General features: G+C 37.9%; 25 protein-coding genes. 11 read left to right on the forward strand and 14 right to left on the reverse strand.

From position 1 onward, the window contains the following. Both G5A70_RS14260 and G5A70_RS14265 read left to right on the forward strand, forming a co-directional pair. A partial coding sequence (locus G5A70_RS14260; protein WP_147323122.1) for a tyrosine-type recombinase/integrase occupies positions 1–191 on the forward strand: 191 nt, incomplete at its 5' end. Between the two features lie 242 nt (positions 192–433). Continuing rightward, entirely contained in the window at positions 434–673 is a 240-nt protein-coding gene (locus tag G5A70_RS14265; protein WP_025580526.1) for a hypothetical protein, read from the forward strand. 374 nt (positions 674–1,047) lie between these two features. Here G5A70_RS14265 and G5A70_RS14270 read toward each other — a convergent pair whose 3' ends face one another. Then, positions 1,048–1,722, reverse strand: coding sequence for a response regulator transcription factor (locus G5A70_RS14270; RefSeq protein ID WP_225084395.1), 675 nt, complete (start codon positions 1,720–1,722; stop codon positions 1,048–1,050). Between the two features lie 221 nt (positions 1,723–1,943). Here G5A70_RS14270 and G5A70_RS14275 point away from each other — a divergent pair, with 221 nt between their 5' ends. The 5 genes from G5A70_RS14275 to G5A70_RS14295 all read left to right on the forward strand — a co-directional run bounded on the left by G5A70_RS14275 (position 1,944) and on the right by G5A70_RS14295 (position 7,716). Further along, entirely contained in the window at positions 1,944–2,873 is a 930-nt protein-coding gene (locus tag G5A70_RS14275) for an ABC transporter ATP-binding protein (RefSeq protein ID WP_015526838.1), read from the forward strand. Then, entirely contained in the window at positions 2,860–3,669 is an 810-nt protein-coding gene (locus G5A70_RS14280; RefSeq protein WP_059085285.1) for an ABC transporter permease subunit, read from the forward strand. The genes G5A70_RS14275 and G5A70_RS14280 overlap by 14 nt, the downstream gene beginning before the upstream one ends. A 280-nt stretch (positions 3,670–3,949) precedes the next feature. Beyond that, positions 3,950–5,200 (forward strand): radical SAM/SPASM domain-containing protein, encoded by a 1,251-nt coding sequence (locus G5A70_RS14285; RefSeq protein WP_025580532.1) that lies wholly within the window; start codon positions 3,950–3,952, stop codon positions 5,198–5,200. Between the two features lie 19 nt (positions 5,201–5,219). After that, positions 5,220–6,821: an ABC transporter ATP-binding protein gene (locus tag G5A70_RS14290; RefSeq protein WP_059085286.1), complete on the forward strand. Its 1,602-nt coding sequence runs from the start codon at positions 5,220–5,222 to the stop codon at positions 6,819–6,821. A 13-nt stretch (positions 6,822–6,834) separates the two neighbouring features. After that, positions 6,835–7,716 (forward strand): sensor histidine kinase, encoded by an 882-nt coding sequence (locus G5A70_RS14295; protein ID WP_179966168.1) that lies wholly within the window; start codon positions 6,835–6,837, stop codon positions 7,714–7,716. Between the two features lie 277 nt (positions 7,717–7,993). Here the strand turns inward: G5A70_RS14295 and G5A70_RS14300 are convergent, their stop codons facing one another. The 13 genes from G5A70_RS14300 to G5A70_RS14360 all read right to left on the reverse strand — a co-directional run bounded on the left by G5A70_RS14300 (position 7,994) and on the right by G5A70_RS14360 (position 22,703). Then, the gene (locus G5A70_RS14300) at positions 7,994–8,434 is read right to left on the reverse strand and encodes a hypothetical protein (protein WP_025580278.1); all 441 of its coding nucleotides are present in this window, start codon (positions 8,432–8,434) and stop codon (positions 7,994–7,996) included. Positions 8,435–8,447: 13 nt separating this feature from the next. After that, positions 8,448–9,134 carry a hypothetical protein gene (locus G5A70_RS14305; protein ID WP_004223695.1) on the reverse strand — a complete coding sequence of 229 codons (687 nt, stop codon included), beginning with the start codon at positions 9,132–9,134 and terminating at the stop codon, positions 8,448–8,450. A gap of 13 nt (positions 9,135–9,147) precedes the next feature. Beyond that, positions 9,148–9,717: a sigma-70 family RNA polymerase sigma factor gene (locus G5A70_RS14310; RefSeq protein WP_025580277.1), complete on the reverse strand. Its 570-nt coding sequence runs from the start codon at positions 9,715–9,717 to the stop codon at positions 9,148–9,150. Positions 9,718–9,731: 14 nt separating this feature from the next. After that, on the reverse strand, positions 9,732–10,142 hold the full coding sequence (locus G5A70_RS14315; protein ID WP_004223692.1) for a zinc-finger-containing protein: 411 nt from the start codon (positions 10,140–10,142) through the stop codon (positions 9,732–9,734). A gap of 123 nt (positions 10,143–10,265) precedes the next feature. Further along, the gene (locus tag G5A70_RS14320; RefSeq protein WP_005340350.1) at positions 10,266–10,535 is read right to left on the reverse strand and encodes a hypothetical protein; all 270 of its coding nucleotides are present in this window, start codon (positions 10,533–10,535) and stop codon (positions 10,266–10,268) included. Positions 10,536–10,588: 53 nt separating this feature from the next. Beyond that, positions 10,589–10,951: a hypothetical protein gene (locus G5A70_RS14325; protein ID WP_101871471.1), complete on the reverse strand. Its 363-nt coding sequence runs from the start codon at positions 10,949–10,951 to the stop codon at positions 10,589–10,591. A 60-nt stretch (positions 10,952–11,011) separates the two neighbouring features. Then, entirely contained in the window at positions 11,012–14,995 is a 3,984-nt protein-coding gene (locus G5A70_RS14330; RefSeq protein ID WP_015526848.1) for a VaFE repeat-containing surface-anchored protein, read from the reverse strand. A gap of 54 nt (positions 14,996–15,049) precedes the next feature. Next, entirely contained in the window at positions 15,050–18,229 is a 3,180-nt protein-coding gene (locus tag G5A70_RS14335; protein WP_173680730.1) for an ATP-binding protein, read from the reverse strand. Next, positions 18,226–18,849, reverse strand: a complete 624-nt coding sequence (locus tag G5A70_RS14340; protein ID WP_055151494.1) for a DUF5038 domain-containing protein — start codon at positions 18,847–18,849, stop codon at positions 18,226–18,228. The genes G5A70_RS14335 and G5A70_RS14340 overlap by 4 nt, the downstream gene beginning before the upstream one ends. Positions 18,850–18,860: 11 nt before the next feature. Then, complete coding sequence (locus tag G5A70_RS14345; RefSeq protein ID WP_173680741.1) at positions 18,861–20,684, reverse strand: lysozyme family protein; 1,824 nt, start codon at positions 20,682–20,684, stop codon at positions 18,861–18,863. A 2-nt stretch (positions 20,685–20,686) separates the two neighbouring features. Further along, positions 20,687–21,610, reverse strand: a complete 924-nt coding sequence (locus G5A70_RS14350) for a hypothetical protein (RefSeq protein ID WP_015526852.1) — start codon at positions 21,608–21,610, stop codon at positions 20,687–20,689. Positions 21,611–21,623: 13 nt separating this feature from the next. Continuing rightward, on the reverse strand, positions 21,624–22,334 hold the full coding sequence (locus tag G5A70_RS14355) for a conjugal transfer protein TrbL family protein (RefSeq protein WP_004223652.1): 711 nt from the start codon (positions 22,332–22,334) through the stop codon (positions 21,624–21,626). Positions 22,335–22,358: 24 nt separating this feature from the next. Continuing rightward, on the reverse strand, positions 22,359–22,703 hold the full coding sequence (locus tag G5A70_RS14360) for a hypothetical protein (protein ID WP_004223640.1): 345 nt from the start codon (positions 22,701–22,703) through the stop codon (positions 22,359–22,361). A gap of 458 nt (positions 22,704–23,161) precedes the next feature. On the opposite strand from G5A70_RS14360, the gene G5A70_RS16070 reads away from it, so the two are divergent. The 4 genes from G5A70_RS16070 (at position 23,162) to G5A70_RS14380 (ending at position 25,806) form a co-directional block, all read left to right on the forward strand. Continuing rightward, a complete protein-coding gene (locus tag G5A70_RS16070; RefSeq protein WP_161206378.1) occupies positions 23,162–24,310 on the forward strand; it encodes a radical SAM/SPASM domain-containing protein in 1,149 nt (382 codons plus the stop codon). Between the two features lie 28 nt (positions 24,311–24,338). Then, positions 24,339–25,415: a radical SAM protein gene (locus G5A70_RS14370; RefSeq protein WP_118309306.1), complete on the forward strand. Its 1,077-nt coding sequence runs from the start codon at positions 24,339–24,341 to the stop codon at positions 25,413–25,415. Positions 25,416–25,481: 66 nt separating this feature from the next. Next, positions 25,482–25,640, forward strand: a complete 159-nt coding sequence (locus G5A70_RS14375) for a hypothetical protein (protein WP_161206392.1) — start codon at positions 25,482–25,484, stop codon at positions 25,638–25,640. 16 nt (positions 25,641–25,656) lie between these two features. Beyond that, positions 25,657–25,806, forward strand: a complete 150-nt coding sequence (locus G5A70_RS14380; protein WP_161206391.1) for a hypothetical protein — start codon at positions 25,657–25,659, stop codon at positions 25,804–25,806. Positions 25,807–25,897: the final 91 nt, after the last annotated feature.

A 25,897-nucleotide genomic window follows, 5' to 3' on the forward strand; every position in this document is an offset into this window, starting at 1 on the left:
ATAACCCTTTGCCACATATCACACCGCATACGCTACGCCATACATTCTGCACAAGATTGGCAAGCAAGAACATGAACCCGAAAGATTTACAGTATATCATGGGACATTCAAATATCAGTATCACAATGAACTGGTATGCTCATGCGTCCATAGATACTGCAAAATCAGAGGTTCAGCGTTTAATCGCATAGAAGTATTTACCACGATTTTAACCACGCTTGATAGCGAAAATATAAGAAGATAGACCTAGATATGTGAGGTTTACCACAAAAGCAAAATGCCCGTAGAGCCGATAAAATAAGGCTTTGCGGACATTTAAGAAGATATAAAAAGATAGTTAAAAAGATATATATAATTTAATGCTAAACACTACTACCTTTTCAGAGTAGATAAAATGTGGTAGAATGAGGAAAAATTATTAGGAGGATGCATTATGGCAAGACGAAAAAAACTGGAAAACACATCTTTGGAAGAGCAACTGGAGTATGTGGAACAGGAGATTCGTACAAAAGAGTCCGATTTAAAGGAACTGCGTCATAAAGCAAAAGAGATTCAAAAAGAGATAGAAGAGAAGCAGAAAGATGAGCTGTTTAAGGCTTTGGTAGCATCTGGGAAAACCATTGATGAGGTTATGAGATTTATAAAGGCAACAGGAGAAGATAAAATCGAATAAAAAAAATGAAAGATGCCGTTGTGGGGGAGTGAATCTGCAACGGTGTTTTTTATGGTCAGCTGAAATACAAATGATTTTCATAGACCACAATCACCGTTACCTTGGAAAGGAATATGTAGTGGTTCGAAGTTGTGTCTTTGTATTTGTAATTCGTAGATTTAATATATACTGCGTGGAAGTTAAGCCATTGTAGTGTCTAAAACTACGGATAACTCAGATGGTGCTTGGACGTATGTGATAGTTAATGAAGTGTTTGTGCCTGAAAAAATTGTTGAGGGTATACCTAGTTGTTTGAAAGTATGAAAAAAGTGAATAGGGTAAAAAATACCGTTACAGATTAATCTTTGTAATGGTATTTTTTGCGTGAATTTATTCTAACGGTGTAATTTATAACCTATTCCCCATACAGTATCGATATAAGGGGCTTGGTTTCCTATATGCTCTAGTTTTTTTCTTAGTTTGCTTATATGGACATTGAGAGTATTATCATCTGAAATATAATCTTTTCCCCAAATAAGTTGATATAAAGATTCCTTTGTAAAAGTCTGTTTTGGATGTTTGATTAGTAGCTGTAAGAGGTTATATTCGGTAGTAGTCAGAGTAAGCTCTGTGTTATTTACAAGTACTTTGTGATCATCCACATTTATGCGAATATCTTTAAAGGAATATTCCGTTTGGGGACTTTCGCTGCAACGGCGCAAAACACTTTCTATTCGTGCGAGAACTTCTTCATGATAAAAAGGTTTAGTTATATAATCATCTGCACCGGATCGGAGAAGGTTTATACGAATCTCAGGCTGATTTTTGGCAGATATAACAATAACTGGAATAGAATTGTTGTGTTTTTTTAGGTGAAATAGTATTTTTTCACCAGGCAAATCGGGAAGCATCAAATCTAATAACATTAAATCATATTTTTTAGAGGAAAGAGCTTCAATTGCTTCTATCCCATTGTGATATGCTGAAACATTGTAATGGTTTCTTTTTAATAATTCTGTAAAAATAAAGCAAATTTCTTTATCATCTTCTACTAATAATATATCAATCATAATAAACTCCTTTGGTAATAGGTATGGTAAAAATACTAACATGATTTGTAATTTCATACAAGTTACTGTTTTAAATAATTTGAAGGTTTCATAGGCGAGTGGGAAAATATAAAGATAAATTTATAATTTTATGGAAATTTAAGAACTGATTTAAGAGAAATGTTAGAATTAGACATTATCATTATCATTATAGGATTTAAGAAACGAGGGAAGTGATTAGAATGAAAGAACCCGAAAAAATATTGGAAGCAAAAGATATTTGTAAAGCATACGGAAAAAATATGGTACTTAATCAGGTAAATCTTACGATAAAAGCGGGCGAGATATATGGACTGGTTGGAGAAAATGGTGCAGGAAAAAGTAGCCTGATGAAAGTTATTACAGGACTAACAAAGCCGACTTCAGGTGAGATAAGTTTATTTGGTAAAAAAAATCTTGAAGATGAAAGAAATAAGATAGGATGTTTAATTGAAAATCCAGCTTTGTATATGGACATGACAGCACGCCAAAATTTGGAAATCCAGCGTACTCAACGAGGAATTCCAGGAAAAAGTAGTATTGATGAAGTTCTGGAAATAATGGATTTAAAGGACGCTGGAAATAAAAGAGTGAAGGCTTTTTCTTTAGGGATGAAACAGCGATTAGGAATTGCAATTGCATTGCTTGGTCGCCCACAGTTGCTAATTTTAGATGAACCAATAAATGGCTTAGATCCAACCAAAATTAAATATGTGCGAGAAGTCTTAAAGAATATGAATGAAGAAGATGGTACAACGATACTTATATCCAGTCATATTTTGCCAGAGTTACATCAACTTGCAACTGTATATGGATTTATACATCATGGAAAAATGTTACAACAGATTACAGATAAAGAATTAGATGAGAAATGTCGTCGTCATGTTCATATCGAAGTAGACAATGTGGAAAAGGCTAGTTGTATTTTAGATGAGAGGTATCCAGAAAGTCAAATAAAAGTTTATTTAAGAAATGTGATTAAGGTATTTGGTTATAATAAAAATATTTCTGATATAACAAAAGAATTAGTATATGGAGGAGTTGGTGTAGAAAAAATAGGATATGAAGGAGAAGACTTAGAAGAGTATTACACAAATCTATTATCGGAGGTGAAATCGAATGAGACAGCTTAAAGCAGAGTACTATAAAATGAAATATTCGCGAGCCTCGAAGTGGGTTTTAGTATTTATGGCATTTATTTTTTTTATACCGTTCGTTGTGGGAAATGATACATTGTTTATGACTTTTGGTGATTATAGAAATATAGATAGCATTGGTTGGATTTGCTACATAGACGACATGAATAATGTAAAAGCTGCAGAAATCGCAAGATTTGCATTATCAATTAATTTTTTTTCTTGGATTGGATTAATTGTCTATATTACGACAATGGTATCTGCAGAATTTCATCAAGGAACAATAAGAGCTTCTGTCGTATATGGGATAAATCGAACCAAATTATTTTTAAGTAAATTACTGGTGATAAATGTTCACTTTTTTATTCTCTATTATATTGTGGAAACTGCATTAGGCTTAGGATTAGCATGGAAGTATGGTTTTCATTATAAAGGTGAGGAATTTTTGATTTTTATCGGAATGGTTACCTTAAATATGATAGCTATGATTGGAATGGAAGCTGTGGCGGTTTTGATTACGGTTTTAGTAAAGAATACAGGAATTGTGGCAGCTTTATCATGTGTATATTTCTTTGCAGGTGCGATTACTTATCCTATGGTATATGAGGATTTTCAAAATCAATCAGTGCTTCTTAAAGCATTTTGTGTTATGAACCCGACCACTTATATGTATAATATTTGTGGATATCGGATGACAAATGGGATTGTTGTTGGAACTATTATGTATGGTATGGGTGCGTGCCTGGTGGGGATAGTTTTAATGCATTTTGCATTGAAACGTCAAGAACTTTAATTTGTGTTTCAAGTAGCTCTTACTACTTTGAAATAAATAAATATTTTACAGGAGGATATTGCAATGAAGTGGATTAACAAAGCATCAGAGGACAAAAGTACAAGAATCTGCTGGGTTTACAATGATAAAGGTTGTGGATCTAAAAAGGCTACATGTGTAATTCGTTACTAAAGATATTTGTAGTCAGTAAAGGAAAATGTGCTCAGCAATATGCTGGGCACATTTTCATTATTGCAAAGAACACTGTGAAAACAAGAGATTAAGAAAAGAGGATATAATAATGAAATTATCAAGATACAATATAGAGAAAAAAGAAGATAAAAGTTGTTTGATTTACAATACGGTCACATCTGCAATACTGGAATTAGATACTGATTATGAAAAATCATATTATGAAATGAAAGAAGGGAAAAAATGTTCAAAGCCTGATTTAGAGTCAGCATTATTAGAGGGTGGTATGCTAGTTGAAGATGATAAAGATGAATTTGCAGAATTGCTTATAAGAAATAAAATAGAAAGGTTTGCGGATTCAAATCTTACATTAACTATTGCCCCAACTATGGCATGTAATTTTTGTTGTCCCTATTGCTATGAAAAAGGGAGAGAATATATTACTATGTCTGAGACTGTTCAGGATCAATTAACATCGCAGCTCAAAGAAAAATATCAGCATATACATGAATTAACGGTATCTTGGTATGGAGGGGAGCCATTATTGGCAATTGAAACTATTGAAAAATTAACCAAAAAGATAAAGTCTGTTTTGCCACTTGGTTGCAAATATAATGCGGATATGGTCACAAATGGTTATAAATTGACTAGAAGAGTAGCTGAAAAATTAAAAGACATGGACATCCACTATATTCAAGTTACTTTAGATGGTTCAAAACAAGCCCATGATAGTAGAAGGATTCTCCATAATCATCAGCCTACCTTCGAACATATATTGGACAATATAAGAGAATGTGCGGATATTTTGAATATTTCGATAAGAATTAATGTTGACAAGACAAATATAAACGAAGCAACAGAAATATTTGATTGGCTAGAAAGATATGGTTTAAAAGGTAGAGTTGGTTATTATTTAGCACCAGTAGATGATATTAATGGAGTATGTAATAATCATATATGTATGGAACGACCACAGTACGCAAAAGAAGAGATTGCGTTTTATAAAGAAGGGATTAAGAGAGGCTTTATGTACCAAGGTGTTAAGCCGAGCAATTATGGTGTATGTGGAGCAATTAGCTTAAATTCATTTGTGATAGGTCCAGATGGAGCGTTGTATAAATGTTGGAATGATATTGGATATAGTGAACGAAGTATCGGTAATTTGGAAAAAGGAATCAAACTTACAAATAAATTTGTAGAATGGCTTTCCTATGATGTCGTAAAGGATCAAGAATGTAAAGATTGTTCATTTTTTCCAGTATGTTATGGTGGGTGTGCTGCTTATAAAAATAAGATTTGTTCTTCAGTAAAATGGAATGCAGAAGAGATGTTGGAGCTGATGAAAGAAATGGCTCAATGAAATAGCAGGGAGAATTGGAATGATAAAATTTTGCAGTAAATATGTTTTTCAATATAAAATAGAATATGGGATATATTTTTTGTTGGGTATTATACTGTGCGGGTTAAATACATTTATACCGGCTGCTATGGGACAATTTATTAATATGTTTAATGTGGAAACAACATATTCAGCAATGTTAAAATTCATATTTTTATTACTGTTATTGTATGTTGGTAAGGAAATTGTCTGCTATGTCAATAAAATACTTTATATAAGGATACAGACTAATGCAGCATTTTCATTAAATTTCGAAATTGTAAATCATTTAAAAAAAGTTTCGCCACTCGTAATTGGCAGAACTGATTTATCGTACTTATCTCAAAGGATAAACAATGATGCGAATGATGTACTTATTTTTTTCATCAGCTCCTTGACTGAATTGATATTTTCAGTTTTTTCAGCGGGTATAATCTTATTTATGATTTGGAAAATGGATTCGATTGCTTTTATAGTTACAATGTTTTTATTAGCACTTTATTTTTTTATATATATTGGCTTCAAAAAGCGTATTTATAATTGCAGTTATGGAATGAAAGAGGAGAAATCCAATTTCTTCTCCAGACTGCAGGAACAATTAGAAAAAATAGAGTTTATAAAAATACATAGTATGGATTCATTTTTTTTAAATAGGTTAGTAGCATCATATCAAAAATTATATCGATCTATATTTAAACAACAAGCGACTATCCAGGCATTTGCAAATCTTGAAGGGATTGTAGGGGCAATATCTGTATGCATTTTACTTTGGATTGGAGGAAAAAAGATACTTACTGGAGATATGCAAATAGGATATTTCTATATGATTTCAGTATATTTTAATATGATTTTGGAATATGGAAAAGAAATAGTGGCATACGGTCAAGAATACCAAGAGGCTTATGTATCCTTTGAACGTATAAAATCTATTTTAGAAATTAAGGAGCAGTCTAAGGGGTGTATAAGACTTAATGAAATCAAACAAATTAGAATTCAGGATTTGAATTTTGCATATGACCAGAAAGAAACCATAAAAAGTTTTTCTACAAACTTAAAAAAGGGGAAAGTTTATGGATTGAAAGGAGAAAACGGATGTGGGAAAAGTACACTTATTAAAATTTTAATGGGTATGTATGTAGATGAATATCAAGGGAATATAATATGGAACGATACAGAAATGAGAAATTTAGATATGGATTATATAAGAGAACATGTAATCAGTGTAACAGAACAGGAGCCGACTTTAATAGCAGATACAATATATAATAATATTGCTTTATATCGAAAGCTTGATGTAAAATGTATACAGAGAGCCGTTGATTGCTTTGGTGATAGTATTTTGAAAAGAGATAATTGGGATTTGCAAATTAATGAAAAGTCAAGTAATATTTCCGGTGGAGAAAAGCAAAAAATTGCAATTATTCGCCAAGTAGTGCAAGACGGTCAGGTAATGATTTTTGATGAGCCTACCTCAGCTATGGATGAGAGTGGAAAAAAACAATTTTTACAGTTGATCGATCAAATTAAAAATCATAAAATAATTATTATTGTTTCACATGATAATGCAATCTTGAATACATGTGATGAGATTCTAATATTATAAGGAGATATGAAGTTTGCTAGTTGTCTTTTTAATAACAGGAGTGTTTATATTATTAGGCATATTATACATTTTTCATCTGAAGAGGGAAATTAGAAGAATTATAGAATGGATAGAACATAATGAGCATATCTACTCGGTCAATGTATTGGATAAAGATATTGAGAACCTTGCACTTAGTATCAACAAGCGAATTAAAGAAGATGAACGAAAAGAACATCAGCTAAAAAAACAGGATAAAAATTTTAAAAAGATGGTAGCAAATTTATCACACGATTTACGTACTCCATTAACTGTTATTATTGGTTACTTGCAGTTAATTAGATTAGAAAAAAATGTGAATGAACCTGTTAATAGCTATATAGAACATATTGAAAAAAAGGCGGATTATTTAAAAAAATTAGTAGACGATTTATATTTATTGTTTTGGAGTGAAGCAATAGAGAGCGAAGTTGATATGAAATCAGTCAATATTACAGAGGTAGTCACTTCTTTGTTAAAGGAATATATTCAAAATTCAAAACGTGCCTCAGAACAATTAGATATTAGACTGCCACATGGAAACATTTGGATACTTGCTCAAGAGAAAATATTAATTAGAATTTTATGTAATTTAATAGATAATGCTTTAAAGTATAGTACTGGTGATATAATGTTTTACATGTGGGGAGAATCCGAGTATTGTCATATACAAATAAGCAATCCTTCTGATTATATTAGTGATGAAGAATTAAAATCTATATTTGATTTGTTTTACACAAAAGATGAAGCAAGGATAAAAAGCAGTGGTATCGGATTGTATGCTACTAGAAAGCTAGTAATACAAATAAGTGGTGATATTCAAGTGAATTATGAAGCGGGAATTTTCACTGTCAGTATAAAGTTGCCCTTAATATGAAAAAATTGGTCACAGTAGAAAAATAAAAGATATTGTTACTGCATTTTGAAACCCTGAAAGTGAAAGCACTGTCCATTTTTTGAAGAGTCTTCTGGAATACAATAGATTATTATTCCCTGCGATTGCTGTTATGCTGTCATCCTTGAGACAGAATACGTGGTAGTTCGGAGTGGTTTTTGTCATTTCACTGGGACGGCAGAAGGAAAACTTATAAAGCATAATAGAAGTGGGTATGTGAAAGTGGCATATCCACTTCTATTGTATTTAGAGAAGAAATCTAAGAGTTCTTCGGGGAAACATCTTCATTTAGGGATAATTCCTCATACGCAAGTAAATCCGGAGTAACCTTTTCTTCACCCGAAAGGTTTGCTACATTCCGGAAATATAGGCGATAATAATGTCCAGATAAAAGGCGGATATTTTTATCGAATGTAAAGTGATATTCTTTCTGGTCAGTGGAACGGAAAATAATTTTCTGTTTCTTGGTAAGTGGGCTGACTTCACGTTTTGTACAGGTTCCAGTTAATTCGGTATAGTCATGCATCTTGATGGTATGTAGCAGACTCACAATTCGTATGGCAGTTCCAACACCGATGCAAAGACTCATAAGGAGAAATATCTGGTCGTCTGTTATAAATCCGTAAATACATCCAAATAGGACACAGAAAAAGCCGATTGCCCCATGGACAATCAGCTTATTAAGAAATGGTTTTGGCATAATTTGCTCCTTCCTATAATTTTTCAAATGCAATCTGTTTATTGAGGTACAAATTACTGATGGCTTCCAGTACAGGATAACCGGCATGGGTGAATTGGATATCCTGTGCCAGGGTACGGAATGTTGCATCCGAGGTTTCATAGAGCTGCGTCAAAAGTTGCTCTGTATTTTGTGGATGGATGCCCTGTTCTACACAGGTTACAAGCTCTGCCGTAGAAATCTGTACTTTTTTTGCTATTTGGAGTACCGTGTCCTCTATAGCAGTCCGTGCCGGCTTTTTTAGATAATGGATCAGTTCCTTTGTGTGCAGTTTTTTCTTCATGCAGAGATAGATGCAGGTAAAAAGCCGTACTGAAAAACTGTCCTGCAATGGGCTGATATAAAGTTCTCCTAAGAGGCGGTACAGGGCATCCACACCAGTTAAACCATCCCCTTTTACAACCAGTCCTCGAAGCAGCAGCCGATTCAGGTAAGGTTCAATGGGGATATTTTCCGAACGGTGATGTTTTTTCAAGCGTTCGGAAAAAGCAGACTGCAATTCATGGATCTGTCGGATTTGAAATGCGAGGCTGCTCCACAGAAAGAATTCTTCTTCTGTCAGTCCGTATTCCTGCCGGTTATTGATAACAGTCGGTGTTTTATGTTCCTTTATGGAATCCTGGAATCGTAGGATTCCGACTGCAGTATAAAGTGTCAGCATAATCGTTCTCCCTTCAAGATAAAAGAGTATATAATTTGGTATCCTGCTGTAAGTATTTCCGGGCTTTGCTTTGCCATGCCCGGACATGATTCATTGGGACACCATAATGTTTGGAAATTTCTTGGTTGGTATATCCTTTTTGCTGCAGGAGCAGGGCATGTATTCCTTTTCTTAGTGTATTGCAGCTTCTCGCTTCTAAGGACTGCAGGTGCTTATAAATGGGTTCCTGGTTCATACATTGTTCCTGCCATAGTTCGGTTTTTTGGTCTACAAGCAGGGGTTCCATGTCAAATTCGGAAGATGCATACATGGAACAGGTGTATTTTCGTTCTTTTTGCAGTTTTCTCCAATAACTGTAAATGGCATTTCGTATGGCAACTTTGGCGTAAACTGCAAAGGGACGGGTGTTGTCATAGTTCATGGCGGCTTTGCATAAAGCTAAGTTTCCGGCTTGCAGAAGGTCTTGCTGCTCATCGTATGAGACATAAGCACAACGGGAAGTCAATTTTTTTACCATTTCAGGTACCAAATATAAGTACTCCTCTGTCAATCGGCGTTCATCATCTGTCATCGGGATGATCATACATATCCCCCCTTTCAACCAATGGCCCTGAGAGGGATATGGTTATTCTCCAGAATCTTCATGGATTCCAGAATTAGTTGATCACACATATAAGTGCTAAATTCTCCGATGTGTGCTTCCTTGGCAGTCAGACAGAATTTATCAGCAATCCAGCGGTAAGCCTCCGATTTCGTAAAGATGTGGTTTAGCCATATCTGGTCAAATACCCGGTGTGCTTGGATCCTTTTTTGCCGAAGCTCTTTGTTTGCCAGTTTTCCTTTGGCATTGGTAGTGCCAGGATGAACTCCTACATAAGAATTACACTGTGGGAAGTGACTGCACACATAGAGTTTTCCATCTTTCGCTTTATTTCCATATACATAGGACGCATCCCTTAAAATTGCGATGCTGCCGCAGTATGGGCAGCGGATTTGTTTCTGTTTCATAAAGATTCACCTCGCTTACGTGTTTTATACGTATATTGTAAGAAAGCAGGTGATGAATTCCCATAGGATGGGCATAGAAACTACTCCCAGATTCGGACTAAATGGCACAAAATGGCAGAAAATCTAAGAATAGAACAGTGCCTTGATAAGCGGAAAGAAACCGCTGTCTGCAAAACGTGAGTAATTTACTGGTGTAAAGATGAACCCTGCACAGAAAATCCGGATGACATAAACAGAAATCAGAGCTATACATAGCCGATACAGATTTCTGGTGCGTTTGTTCCAGGGCTTTCTCGGACGAAACTTCAGGTACAGGATTAAAAGTGCAGGAATAAAAATAAAGTTCGTAAATATTGTATCGATTCCTTGAATCATAGCAGTGAAATTCAACATAAAATCGCCTCCTTTCTTATCCTGTACGCAGAAAGTGCCAAAAGTGCAACCTTTTACCAGTGATAATGAGATGCTTCCTGGTGCCGCAGTAAAGCAAAACAAGGACATGGCTTATCGGTCAATGCTTCTTTTGCAAAGTAGAGTCCATATAAAGACTGAAATTGTTCCAGTGTTATGGCGGATAGACATTCCGTTGGTTCCGGTATGCGGGAGAAGAGCATACGGGCATCTGCCATGGGCAGGACACATGGACTGCCGTTTTCATCTGGATGATATAAGAAGTGTGGGCCATTACAATAACCTGGGGTTTTACAGGAAACACAGCGAACATAAATACAGGAATGCCAATTTCCATCACAAATATCTAAAAAATGCCGGATGTGTTTGGCATCGGCATTACAACGAGATTGTTCCATATTCATCACCTTTATAGCAGGCAGCCGTAATAAGCTGCCTGTGAGCATATCTATTGATAGTTACTTATCTTTTTTCCGCTTACGGATATATAAAATACCAAATCCTGCAGCAAAGAGGAGTGCGGCACCTGCCAGTAAAAGATAAGGAAGAACGGTTGTTTCATCTCCGGTCTTGACTGGTTTGGAAGGTTCAGGTGTGTCTTTTGGAGCTTCCGTAAGTTTTATCGTTTGTCCTTTATCGTCCAGATCCTCATGGGAAGCAATTTCAAGTGCTGTTTCTCCTTCAAGGGAAAAAAGTTTTTCAAAAACGACTACATCATGTCCAGCCAATGTGCTTCCATCAAAAGTGAAGATGACTTCGACAGAACCATTGGAATCCTTTGGTGTAAATTCTGTTTCTGCCGTGACAGGTTTTCCATCAATCATAACTTCCTTTTGGGTTGTTTTGTCCATCAGTGTGCCGACCAGTTTGTATGGAGTATCCGGAATCAGATTTTGGTAGGATACGGTGTCAATGATGGTTACTTCTTTCGTAGCAACGGCTTCCTGATCCCCATCCGCTTTGTCCTTCGCAGTAGTTCCAATTCCCGGGAAGTAGATAGACTGTTCATGGTCTTCTATATCGGCGTGAACAGCAATCTCTTTTTCCTGATACGTTAAAGACTCAAAGACAACAATTGTTTTGCCGGACAGGATGCTGCCATCAAATGTAAAGGTAAGTTCAATACTGCCAGAGGCATCTTCAGGAGTAAAGGTCGTAGTGGCAGTAATCGGTTTACCATCTGCCTGAAGAGGTTCTTTTGTCTCTTTGTCCATCAAGGTACCGGTAAGTGCATACTCTTTTCCTGGAATTAGGTTACTATATTTAACCGTATCAACAATAGTAATCTCTTTATCGGTTTTGGCAAAATGATCTCCGTCTGCTTTGTCTTTTGCAGTGGTAGCAATTTCCGGGAAGTAGATGGTCTGCCCATTATCTTCAAGATCAGCGTGTGTTGCAAATTCTTTGCCGTCATAAGTAGCAGATTCAAAAACAACTACGGTTTTTCCGGCAAGGGAAGTCCCATCAAAAGAAAAAATCACATCTACCGTTCCAGAGGATTCTTTAGGAGTAAATGTGGTTTCGGCAGTAACCTCTTTCTTATCTATTTCGACAGGTTTTCCGGTTTCTTTATCCATAAGGGTTCCAGTCATAACATATTCTTCGCCGGGCAGAAGATTTTTGTAAGCTACCGTATCTACAAGGGTAACTTCTTTATCTGCCTGGGAAAGATTCATATCTGTTTCCTTATCTTTTGCAGTGGTCCCGATTTCTGGGAAATAGATAGTCTGATCCTGATCTGTAATGTCCGCATGAACAGCCAGTTTTAAATCCTCCTGGTACAGTTCTTCAAATACTACGATTGTTTTGCCCTTCAGAGAAGAGGCATTGAACGTAAAGGTCACTTTTGCAGAACCAGAAGATTTTTTTGGTTTGAAGGTGGTTTCTGCTGTGACAGGTTTTCCATCTATTTCAATTGGCTTTCCGGATTCCTGATCCATCAGTGTGCCGATGAGCTTATAAGACTGTCCCTTCTTTAAGCCTTCGTATTCTACGGTATCAACCAGAGTGATTTTTTCTTCTGGTTTGGCAAAGTGGGAGTTGCTGTCTTTGTCAAGGGCAGTAGTTCCAATGGTAATCTGATCATCCGTTAAAGTTCCCATATCCACGACTACGTGATTTTTATATACAGAGACCTCAATTTTTAAGAGGTTCATACCTTCATTGGAATCGCAGCGTTGTTCTTCCAAAATATAGGTATCATAAATCAGGGCTCCTTTGGTATCATCAGGTTTAGAAGAGCCAAACCAGATTCCGTCTTCAGAAGTTTCCCCACGATTGGTATTTGTAGTGTGCTTATTCCATTCTGAGGAGGTACTGGCATAGCCATTTTTGTCTGTTACAATGGTATGACTTTCTCCTGTAGTTTTGGAGGTAATGGAAAATGGGACATTTGCCAGCCGGTTTAAATCTCCGTCAGATACCTTTACGAATTCTAAATCGCCACGGATTACCTGATTGGAAATCGCTGTTTCTTTTGCAGTTAAATCCAAAATTTTCCCATTTTCTGTGATATGAAACTCCTGAGAGAGTTTTCCCTCGTTCAAATAACCTTCCGGTGCTTTTGTCTCATCACCCCGGTAATGTCCATAAGGGAGAGTATCTTTTTTTGTGGAAGCAAGCCCTTTTTCATCTGTCTTCAAAGTGAGAACTACTTGATCTTTTTCGTAAAGGGTTCCATCCACAAGAACAGGATTTGGACCAAGATTGGTGATTGTAAATTCTGCATCCTTTAAAGAAGCATTTCCCTGTGGTTTGGCTTCTCCCGTTTCCAGATCCCGTTTTTGGATTTTGACACCGCCACGGATAATCTGGTTAGAAACAGAAGTCTCTTCTGTTGTTAAATCTACGATTTCTCCATTTTGGGTGATGTCAAATTCAAGAGCCTTTGCACCATCGGTTAGGTATCCGGAAGGCGCTTTGGTTTCTTCAATCCGGTAATGTCCAAGGGGCAGGGCATCAGCGGCACTTGCAGCAATACCATGTGCATCCGATTTAATTGTAAGTACTGCCTGACCATTTTCATAGAGCTTTCCACCTACCCATACCGGCTGTTTGTTCAAAGTGGTAATGGTAAATTCGGCATCTGCAAGCGATGCGGTTCCTTGTGCTTGTGTTCCCTGAGTTTCCAGATCCCGCTTCTGAATTTTGACGCCGCCTCGGAAGACCTGTTCTTCGACAGAAGAAGCGTTATAAATAGAGATAGTTTCTTCCGTACCGGTACTGGTGATTTGCTGCACGAAAACAGATTCGTTTGGAAGATAGCCGGCAGGTGCTTTGGTTTCCTGTACGGTTACTGTACCCAGTGGGAAGCAGACGGTCTTTCCATCACTGGCATAGAAAAATTCATCCCCGGATACCAAATAATCTTTTGTAAAATGGATTTCTCCAGAGGCATCTGTTTTCAATATCCAGGTGCGAACCGGTTTCTTACCATTTGCTCCGGGATCGGTAGCTGACTGCTCTGTATAGAATTTTATTGTAAATTCGGCATTGGCGAGAGAGCCGGTTCCCTGTGCAGAATTTTGCTGTGTGTCAGCATCCAGCTTTTTAAGGAGCAGTTTTACGGGATTATTTTGAGGAATATCCTTTACTTTTACGGTAGATGTTCCTTCTGCTTTTACCGTAACATTATGGGCGGAAGGATCTATAGCAAATCCTTCTGGGGCACTGATTTCTTTAACGGTGTAACTTCCTTCTGCCAGTTCTTTGGATTTTGCATATCCTTTTTTATCGGTAACAAGAGTTTCTACCAGTTCTTCCCCTTTGTAGATTCCGTATTTGGCTCCTTCTAAAGAGTAATTGCCATTTTTATCGGAAATATCGGTATTGGCAGAGGATTTCTGCAGTTCGATAAAGCCGTTTGGAACCTGATACCAGCTTCCTGCAAAAGTTTGGGAAGCATTGCCAGGAACGATAAAAGCACGGAAGGATTCTGGTGGGGCAGGAAGCCCTTCAATGGCGTTGGCAACTTCCAATGCTTTGTCAATATAATTTTGAGGTGCACCATGAAAAGCACCGGTGTCCCCATTATTTCCTGCATGGATATAGGAAACGACCAGATGACCAATGACATAAGAATTGTCATCGGACCATCCTTGGAAATATTGATCTTTTATTACCTTTTCATAACCATATCCACCGTTTAAGTAGTAAAGAGCTTTTCTGAGTGGGGAATTTTTTCCCAAAAGGTTATAAGGATACTTTCCGGAAGCCGGTGTTTTCTTTAATGGTTCAACGCAATAAGCCGTGTTATTGCCATCAAAGCTCATGCGGGAAGTATAATAGTCCCCGTATGGAATTTTGGCTCCTGCCTTATAATCAATGGTTCCATCTGCAGCATAAGCGGTATGGGCATTGAAAAAGAGTGTGCTAAGAAACATCGTGACACAAAGAAAAAGGGCGGTTAGCCGGATATGAGGTTGTTTTGCTGGTTTTAACATAAATCTCCTCCTTTGTTAAAAAGAAAAGCAGCCACATTCGGGCTGCAGGTAACATTAACCGACTTTTTTATCCTGGCGTTTCAAGATTTCCAGGAGTTCCTGTCGGTCTGTGGTAATTAATTCTTTTTCCAGGTTGGAAGCTTTAAATTCCACAGTGATATTATTGTTGTTTGTTGAAATCAGTCCGTTTCCACGTTGGAAATGGGTGATATTCATAACTTCGGTTTCGGAAAGACGAAGAATGGTTTTTACACGTTGTGCCTCTTCATCTTCCATGTTAAGAATAATTTTGGTTTTACAGTTATTGATAATGCCTTTTCCATATTTTCCGTCATCCAGAGCAAAAAAGTCATTAAGATCCTGGGTTGCAAAAATACCGGCACCAGAGTATGCCCGGATAATCTTGGCAATCTCCAAAACAAATTCAGCGGCCAGGCGGTTACTGGAAGCACCGATGAGCTGCCATACTTCATCTACGAAAATAGCTTTTTCTTCGGTACGGTTTTCTTTGGCTTTATCCCATACATAGTCCAGAGCAACAAACATCCCCACCGTTAAGAGATCGCTGGAGCCGGTCAGCTCTGAGATGTCCAAAACAGTATATTTATTGGTCAGGTCTACATTGGTCTGCTGGTTAAAAGAGGAAGCAGAGCCATGGACAAGACGGTTCAGGATGTGAGCCAGCCGTTTGGTATCTTCGGTTTCCATCAAAACATCATATACATCTCCAAGAATTGGCATCGCTTTATAATGCTCCGGGTGTTTGGGATCAATGAGGGATTCATTCTTATGGGTGATTCCCTTTCTTGCATAGGTTTTAATCAGTGCTTCGTCCAAAAGCTGTTTTTCCTCATGGCTCATATCTGGAATGAGCAGAGAAAAGAAAACGTGCAGACGCTGAATCTTACTGGCTAAGGCAGATGCGTCTAAAGTTGGACCGTCCAGCAGCTCATTGACAGAGTTATCTACTTTTCGGATCTCCATGACATTGATGCAGTTTTGGCTGGCAGGAGAAATCTGGATAAAGGTTCCTCCTACATTTCTGGCAGCCCGATAAAACTCATGACCTTTTAACGGTGCGATGATAAATACCTGGATTCCTTTACGCCGCATACGAAGTGCCATAGTCTGCATGGTAAAGGTTTTTCCGGATCCAGAAGTGCCAAGAATCGCAATATTGGAGTTTTTATATTGTTTGGAGTCAAAAATATCAGCAATCACTAAAGAGTTGTTATGCTTATTTACTCCAAATAGGATGCCGTTGTCATCGCAAATGCTGTAGCTGACGAAAGGATAGCAACTGGCAGCTCCGGTGGTTAAGACATTTCGTTTTGAGAGTTCATAGAGCTTCTTATCCAGGTTTACAAGAGGAAGGGAAGATAAAAATCCCTGTTCTTGCAGGAAGTAACAAGACCGCAGATCCATATCCTGTGAGATGAGAAGTTTTTTCATCTCCTGAATCCGCCATTGCAGTTCTTCCAGATCACCTGCCGTAATTGTAATCAAAAGATTCATGTAATAGAAATCTTCATTATTAGCAAGTCCCTGTTTGAGGAAATAGCCGGAACGGATGGCAGAATCCAGATCATCAAAATCCGCATTGGTATCAGAGGCATCTTTGATCTTTGAACGGTTGATCCGGATTTGCTGTCCAAGACGTTGCTGGATCTTATCTTTGGGCTGTTTATGCAGAAAAAAGTCAATGTCAATTCCTTCGCCAGCATTGATAAGCAGGGACAGCCAACCTGGCATTACTTTTGCTTTGTAACCATCGCACGGCACCAGCAGGTAAGAATGGTAGATGCCATTTACCAGCACATAGTTGCTGTGCTTAAAGTCCAAAGACTCTGGTGCAATGAATTCATTGATATGGATGTTATCCACTTCCTGCTCACGGCCAGATTCCATATAGCGGGTAAGTACCTGGTTAATCCGTTTTGGCAAAGGTGTTTCGGTACATTTGGTACGGTTCAGTAAAGTGTAGAGTACATCGGTTGTAAACTCATCTTCATTGTCATGAACCAGCACATCGTTGCCGCATTGATATAGAAAGGTTTTTGCGGTCTGTGCAGCAGTTTCCAAAGCTGCCAGGATTTCCTTTTCCTCCACCTTCCGATTCACATTGAAAGGTTCGTATTCAAAGATAAGGAAAAAACGTCTGGAAACCGCTTCTCTGGAACTTAACTGCCGGACAAATTGGATATAGTCTTTTTGTAACTGCCGGCAGTTGGGATCCGATTCCCGTTCCATTTCCAGACGGGATTGCTCCAGATGTTTGTTGATATCTGCTTTTTTGGAGATCATCTTAATTTGTAACTTCACAGGGCTGATTTTTAGGTAGGAGATGAAGCTGAAGATGATCCCCTGTTGTTCCCGGGCACTGCGTAAGAGGAAATTGATCGGTTCAATCTCCAGGATTTTTACATAACGATGGTCTGTCGTGTAGATAACACCATTGGCAATCTTATCAATAGGAAGATAATCTTCCAAGGTGATTTCTTTTCGCTTTTTCTTTTTGCTTTTCCCGGAAGCAGAAGGCTGGTTGGAGGCTTTATTCGCAGTTCTTTCTTTTCTTCGTTCCTCCGAAAGTTGCTGCTTTATCTGTTGTTTTTCAAGTTTTGCCTGCCTTTTCGCACTTTTACGTGCAGCGGTTTGTTCTTTTTTTAATTGTCGGGACTCAAATTTAAGAATCCGGATGTCTTCACGAGCCTGTTTGCGTATTCCACGTTTTGTAGAAGTGTCAAACTGCCGGCGTTCTTTTTTTTTAATAGCAGAGGATTCTTTTGTCTCCTCTTCGGAAGACATCTGTGAGCAGTTCTCTTCAGAAGAAGATTCTGCAGGTTGCTTTGGATGACGTTTTCGTTTTCTGGTTTTTGGTTCTTTGTTGCGGGGCTTTTTTATCCGGTACTTTTTTTTCGGCTCCGGATGTACATCCATACGGTAAATAACCCGGCGGTTTTTCAGAAAACGCAGAGCGTTCATTAAAAACGCAGTAATGCTTTCCCCACCGATTCCAATTAGAGAAATCATAGCTGCAGGCAGAGCAGTCATACAGAGAATAATAATCCTGACAGTGAGTGTCAGAGGCAGATTGACAACAGGAATGGTGATCAGGATTGCCAGGATACCGCCTTCGATGGCATTACGGATTTTAAACATTCCGCCCATAAAGGTCCCTTTTTCTATAAAATTGCGAGGGATGAAGACAGGATGTTGTTCTTCAGTATTGTTCATGGCTGCACCTCCTTTGGTTCTTCCATGGAAGGAGTTTCCGGAACTTCTGTGACAGGGGCAGCTTTTTCCAAATTCACTGAGGTATCGTCATACCCACCTTCTTGCAACTGTTCCACTTCCTCTGTTGTGATGGAAGGAAGTTTGTCATCTGTCGGACGTTCATAGATGATTTCTTTTCCAGAATCAGGGGTACGTTCCTCACCGAAAAAGAATCTTCCAGTAGAGGAAGTGTAGTACACAGGAAGAACGGACTTATCCGGAAGCTGGAATAAAAAATTAATATCAGAAGCATTGGGATAGGTAGTATCATCAGCAAGGAAACGGATGGAAGTTAGAGACATCTGTTTTACGTTTTTAAGATAGGAGGTCAGTTCTTCCTGAAAAAGTTTCACCTGTTCCTTGGAGAAAAAGTCTTCCAAAGCTTCAAAATCCTGAAAGCTTATGGATTCGTTATTTTCTGCTTGTTCTGTCTCGGTATTTTCATTATTATCGTGTTGAGTATTTTCTGTCTCGGATTTTTTGCTTCCTTTTTGGGATTTCCAGATGGAGGGAAAGACAAATCCGATGATAATTAAAAAGGCCATCATAAAGATAGCCAGAATTGCTTTTTTTCTGTTCATAAGTGTCTCCTTTATTTTTTAGCGAAGATCCAATAGGCATTTGCGGTTGCATGCACTTCCGTCATCATATCGAATTCACGGTTGATGTAGTTTTTGGAGGAACTGTCATTGGGATCATTGACTAATACTTTACCTCCAGCCGTTACACCACGAAGGACAATAAAATGTCCGCCACTGGTAAAAAGCCCAGCTCTTTGGGAACTGATGACCGGATGACCTTCAGATAAAGCCTGAAGTACCTGGTTGGGATCACTGGTCTGTGTGACAGCCCCACACCCAAAATGATCGGACGCTGCCTGGAAATAAGACCAGTAAGTGCCGACTCCTGGTTTGTAATAGGAATTTCCGCACCAGGATATTGCATCAATAGGTGTAATGGTAGTGCCTGTAAGATAACTGGCGATCATGGCAAAACTGGTAGGTCCACAACCGCTGGATGCAATCGAACCACCGCCATAGGGGATATTTCCATAGTCTGTCTGGAGATAGTGTGGAATCTGCATGCCGTTTGCGGGATAGCTGCCGCCACTGGCAGTAATTTGGTAATACCGAAGGACATGATCCACATATTCTTTATCACCATACCGGTCATAAGGCCAGCTTGGTCTTGCACACATCATATCAGAGTAGGCAATCGCATTTTCTTTGGTATAACCACCGTCACGCTCCATTGCCCAGTCAATGTATGCAGAACCGTAGTTGTAACCCTGAAGAGCCAGTTTAATCCGGTCTAAGTCCGTAGGTCCGGTACAGCCGGCTTTGTCGAGGGCATATTTTAATTCCTGTACTCCGCATTCAATGGAGTATTCTGGATCTGTAATCCCATTTGGCACATGGGGATAGCGGGTATTAAATCCACCTTCCGCTGCTTGCATAACATCCAGCCCTCGTCCGCCAGATTCCTGCATCATGACTGCCAGAATTAAATCTACATAATCACTCATACCATATTTCGCAGCGGCTCTTTCTACAGCAGGGCGGTAGGACAATACCTCATCGCTAAGATTGATAGCAGCTACTATGCCGGAAGAAGCAGTACCAAAGAAAGCAGTCAGGTTTTCGGCATAGTTTTTGGCAAGTTCTTTCTGCTTGTCTGTAAGATGGAATACATGGTCTGCAAAATAGGAATCCCCAGCATAAACAACGGTATAGGTGTGTTTGGTAAAAGTAACCGTCTGTGTTTGTGCCTGTCCCTGTTCTGTGCCGGCTTCTCCTTCTGCACCGCCATCAACGGTAACTTCCATGGTAACTGTTTCGGTTGCTACATCATAAGAAAAAAGTCCTTCTTTGTTTTCACGGATGAGTTTCTTTAATTGGTTTAGGTTGATGTTTTTATAGTCATCCTGGCTGGCACAAAATTGTGAAATCAGCAGATTGGCATTGACGGCGATGCTGTATGTATAGGGATCATTGATGGATGCAGTATCACCTTGTGGAAGACGGGAAATTGCTGCATAGATTTCTGCCAGAATGTCTTCATGGCTTTCTTCTAACACTTCAACGATGGCATCACGGGAAGCACGGATGTTTTCACTGATCATAGAGTTGCTGTTTAGCACATCGCTTTGTTCGGTCAGACTTCCAAAGATCAGACCAGGGAGCATCACAATAAATAAAACCGGAAGCAGCAGTATGGCGAGAATAACAAGGAGAATTTTAGCGAACTGATTCCGGTTGGCGATGACTGCTCCAATCGCTGCTGAAAAAGGCCCGCCAAGGGCTGCACCATATCCTGCTTTGGAGAAAGTGGCTGCTGTTTTTAAGGACTTTAGGTGAGAAATGGTACTGGAGCCTACATCCATTGCTTCGTCAAGTCCAGAGCGTTCTGTATCCATCACTAAATCCGATCCTTTCTTGGAGGAGTAGGAGGAAGCTTTTGGACAATGGATTCGTTGTAGGCTATCTTTCCATCGCCAGCATCATAAGGAATTTTGGATACCGTATTTTCAGCATACTGTTTGTACCAGGTAGCTCCGTCTACAGATTGAACAGTTTCATAGGTTCCCTGGGTAGGAGCCGTATATTGATCGGCATGGTACATAGCAAATTCCCGGCTGTCTCCATTGGAACCGGACTCAACTCCTGTTATCCTGCCGCCGCCGATTTCAACATTGGTATAGGAATGATCTGTTTTATCTTCATTTTGAATTCCCATGTAAGATTGAAATGCAGAAACAGCTCCATCACCTTTGATCGAGCCAACTTGACCATAGTTTCCTTGAGCAATATTGCTGATAACGTTATTGGCAAAATCTCCGCCCTTTTCAAGGGAAGACTGATAGAGTGCATTTCCGATACTTGGTCCTTCGGTATATCCGGTGGCTGCATTTACCGCAGAACGCTCTGTCTGCCTTCCAACGGCTCCGGCTAATCCTCCGGAAAGGAAAGAACTTTGTACTGCAGCGCTTCCGGGAGAGGAAGAATGGGAACTACTATGGCTTCCACCTCCATGCCCTCGAAAGGAACTTGCAAGACCTCTTCCGGCGATTAAAAGTTCAGCCATCATATTTCCACCAGTATTTCCAACATTGACTCCCAGACTTGCCATAAAGCTGTCAATCTTTTGAGAAACCTTCAAAAAAGCAATGGCACACAGAAACCAGATAAAGACATTACCGGTGACCGTTTCTTTTCCCTGTGCATCTACAGCTTGCTGTACCTCTGCTTCTGTAAGTTCAGCGGCAAAGACCGGCATGGAAGTTACAAGAATCAGACAAGAAATCAATAGCAGGCTGCAGAGCAGTGTTTTCTTATGTTTCATAATCTCCTCCTTCCTAGAGTGATAAAGGGTTTGCAAGGAATGTTCCGACCATGGAAGTAAACAGTCGCAAACACCAGGCGTTCATTAAAAGCAAAAAGAACTGTCCGCCGAGCATACGGCACCAGCTCTTAAAAACATTTCCGGTAGCCTGGGAAGCACCCGTGGAAAACGCAACAGGTGCGGTGTAGACCAGAACTCCAAGCAGTATGTAACGTTCCGCAGCTTCAAAAAGCAGCTTGATGTAATTCCAGGCAAGGATCAGTACCAGTATGAGGGCAACAATGGCAACAGCACCGTTGGCACATACCCCCAGGATTACTGTGATCACAGAGTTGAATTTGGCAAATTCCAGTGGTGGAAGATCTTCAGTCAGAATCCAGCTATACGGTGTTCCTGCAATATTCAATAGAAGATCCACGATGTCCTTGGCATAGAATGTCAGGAAAAGGAACATAAATGTCCGCAGTGATAATTTGATTGGATCTTCAGCGTCAATCCCTGTTCCCATAAAATAATTCTTAAAAAGCTGCCAAACCCAGTTTAATAGGATGAGTCCGATAGCAAGTGCCAGAAAAATCTGGTACATTGTTTCCGCTGCTGGAAAATACCGGAGAAAAGTATCCATGGAACATCCCAGTGCACCCAGAACAGAAGTAGTAATCAAATCCAGAATGTTCATGACCTGTTCGGCAATCCATTCTACAATTCCGTCAAGTATTCCCATGACAGAGCCACCTCCTTATCTGCATTATCCATTCCACTGCCCGCCGGCAAAGAACGGAGTGATGTAAGCCATGATAAATCCAAGACCATTGAGAATAGCCCATGTAATGATGATTCGTTTGAGCCATGCCCTGGATTCATCCACGGTTTTTCCGGATTTGGAAAAATTCATCAAAAGCAAAGCAACCGATGCAGTTACAACAGCCGCAATGGTGGAAATCAGGATAATCTGGTTATATACGTCTTTCATGATTTCTGAAGCTTTGTCCCAGATGGTAGCAGCCATAACTGGTTGTACATTACAGGCAATCAGAGTGAAGACAAGGAAGGCAGTATAGAGATATTTTCCATAGTTCCGATGATGTTTCATGCCCGGTGGGGCTTCTTTGTGTACATGGTTTTTCAAGTAAATGAACCTCCTTCATAAAAAGAGGGCAAAGTGAGATCTTTCACTTTGCCCTGGCTTATAGTTTTCCTGCCTCATAAAAGCTTCAGTCCGGTCAATACGGAGGAACGCTTATTCCATATTTAGTTGTGATACTCCTTTCCATGCACTAAAAAACGCAGCTTGCACCAGAGAAGAGGCATTCCCTGGAAAGCTGCGTTTCGCTACATATAATTTTGACAGTATCATTTTAACATGGGTAGATTTTCCTGTAAATCGCAGAAGTGTGCCAAGTTGGGACATCTGTATGAAAGAGTTAAGACAGTGAAATTCCAATTAGACGAAAAAAAGTGCAATTGAAACAATATATATGGAAAGTTATAGGAAAATGTGAAATTATAAAATTAAAAGAAGGCAATGCTAGTTAGGGGTGAGTGGGAAAGGTGTATACTATTTATTTAACAACAGAATGTAATTTTCAATGTACCTATTGTTATGAAGAATATACAAAATGTCTTATTCTTGATAAAGAAATGTTAAAAGATATTCTTGATTTTATTATTGATCTTGAATCAAATAAAGATAGTGATGCTTTTGCAGTGAATTTTATGGGAGGAGAACCTTTATTAAAGAAGGAATTGATTTACCAAGCAGTAAATTATATCAAAGAAAAGTGTAAAAAGAAGGTCCTATATTATATAACCACTAATGGATCATTACTTAACGAAGAAATGATTTCTTGGATGAAAGAAAATGACTTTTTTGTGCGGATAAGTATTGATGGAAATAAGGAAACACATAAAAAAAATAGATTACAAAAAGACGGTAATAGTGCTTATGCTACTATTATGCAAAACTTAAAATTTATAAAAAAAAGTGGTTTGAAGTATACAATACGAATGACTGTGGCAAACAATACATTAGATCAAATATACGATAATGTGATATATTTTCAGACACTTGGATTTGACAAGTTGAGTATAGTTTTAGATATTAATATGCAATTCGGAAAAACTGAAGAGGATATATTTAGAAAACAAATGAAAAAGATTGCGAGTTATTATTTGAATACGGTTGATGATAATCCTAATCTTTCAATTGATTTGATTAATGGGAAGATGTTTGGCCTATTAACAGAATCAGATAAGGGGTTTACTATGTGTGGAGCTGGTTTGACATCATTTTGTATAATGCCGGATGGAAATATATATCCATGTGCTTATGTGACCAACGATGAAGCATTTAAAATTGGAAATATCAAAAACGGGATTGATATAGAATTGGCACAAAATCTTCCTAGAGAATTATTTCGGAAAGAATTTAGAGATTGCTTGGAATGTACGGTAAAAAATATGTGTCATTCGATGAAATGTGGATATATGAATTATATAAAAAGTGGATTTATTAATGTCCCAGCAGAAATAATTTGTAGACAAGAGAAGCTGATATATCCTATTTTGAAAGATGTATTATATGAGCTAGGTAAAAAGAATATACTTATTAGACAAAAGATTTTAGGAAAACAAGTAGAACTTATTGAAAGGGATGAGAAACTTGGTGAACTAGGTTTAAAAATAAAGAATTTATTATAGGTATGGAGAATACTAGGAGTAATGTGAAATGTATACATTAACGTTAGAGATTACAAAAAGATGCAATTTGAAGTGTAGATATTGTTATGTGCAAAAAAATGAAGATATGATGCAATTGGATGTAGGATACAAGTCTATAGATATATCACTAAGGCAAGCTAAAAAAACCAATGATAAAACATTATTGATATATTTTATTGGAGGTGAACCATTGCTAAAATATGACAGTATAAAAAAATATTGTGAATATGCAAAAGAGAAGGCTGAAAAGTGTGGAGTTAAAGTTAAATTTAGCATTACAAGCAATGGTATATTATTTAATGAAGATATATTGGATTATTTTATCGCAAATAAATTCGCATTAAAAATAAGCTTGGATGGGATGGAAGAAGTACATAATCGAAATAGGTGTTATGAAAATGGTAAAGGGAGCTATGAAGCAGTTTATAAAAATATAAATAAGTTGAAAAAGTATGAATACGAAACTGGTGTATCTGTCAGTATAGCACAAGTAGTATGTCCAAACACATGTAACCAATTATTCGATTCAGTAAGATTTATTAAAAATATGGGATTCAGTGTACTTGAAACTTCAATAAATGTATATGAAGATTGGAGTGAAAAGTCGATTGAACAATTAAAGAATCAAATAAAAGAAGCATTTTATTGGTATAAGGATATTAAAGGTAGTGGAAGTAAATTTTACTGGAATTTTATAGAAGCTCGTATTAGAGCTTATGCAAATAGTAGTTGTTTTTACCGTTGTAGAGCAGGTATAAATTCTCTTTTTGTAAATGAATATGGGGAATTTTTTCCTTGTACAGAAGTAGATGAAAATGTAAAGATAGGGGATTTTCAACAAGGAATCGATATCAAAAAAGCCAGGAAACTATTAGAAATAAAAGATAGTGAAAATCAAGATTGCTTAGAATGCAGGGAATATAAGCAGTGTACGGCCTGTAAATGTATTATGGTAAATTATGATTTGCATAGAGATTTTTATAAAGTTCCGTTAATTGAGTGTGAAATAACAAAAATGTTATATGAAATATTGCGAAAGAATTTTTCTGAAAAACAATTTGATATTTTAAGGATATCTTCTTAAAAATAGGTTAATAGGCTAAATAAAAGGCTTATTACATAGAGTAAATTAAGAAAGGAGGAATAAGGCATGAATAAAGAGATTGAAAAATTATCTGAGGAAAGCACAGAAACAAGGGAATTTACAGAAGATGAAATTAATGTCTATGGTCTGTGCGATACACATGCAAAAACAGCATGTGCAGTAGATTGCCACGATGGTTCAGCGTTTTGGACAACAATATTTTAGAAAGGAAATCGAAACTATGAAAAAAGAAATTATTGAAGAATCAAAGGAATTACCAGAATTAACAGAAGAAGAGGTGAACATTTTTTGTTCATGTGACACACAGTTGAAAATTCATTGCCATCATGATTGCATTACACAAAATGCATGGATTTCTCATGATAAGTAAGAAATGATGCACATATTATAATCAAGTGATAAAATACTAGTATAACGAATATTAAATAATTGCTATATTAAATTGATACTGCTTCCTCTTC

This window comes from Blautia hansenii (genome assembly GCF_013304445.1).
GTDB lineage: Bacteria > Bacillota > Clostridia > Lachnospirales > Lachnospiraceae > Blautia.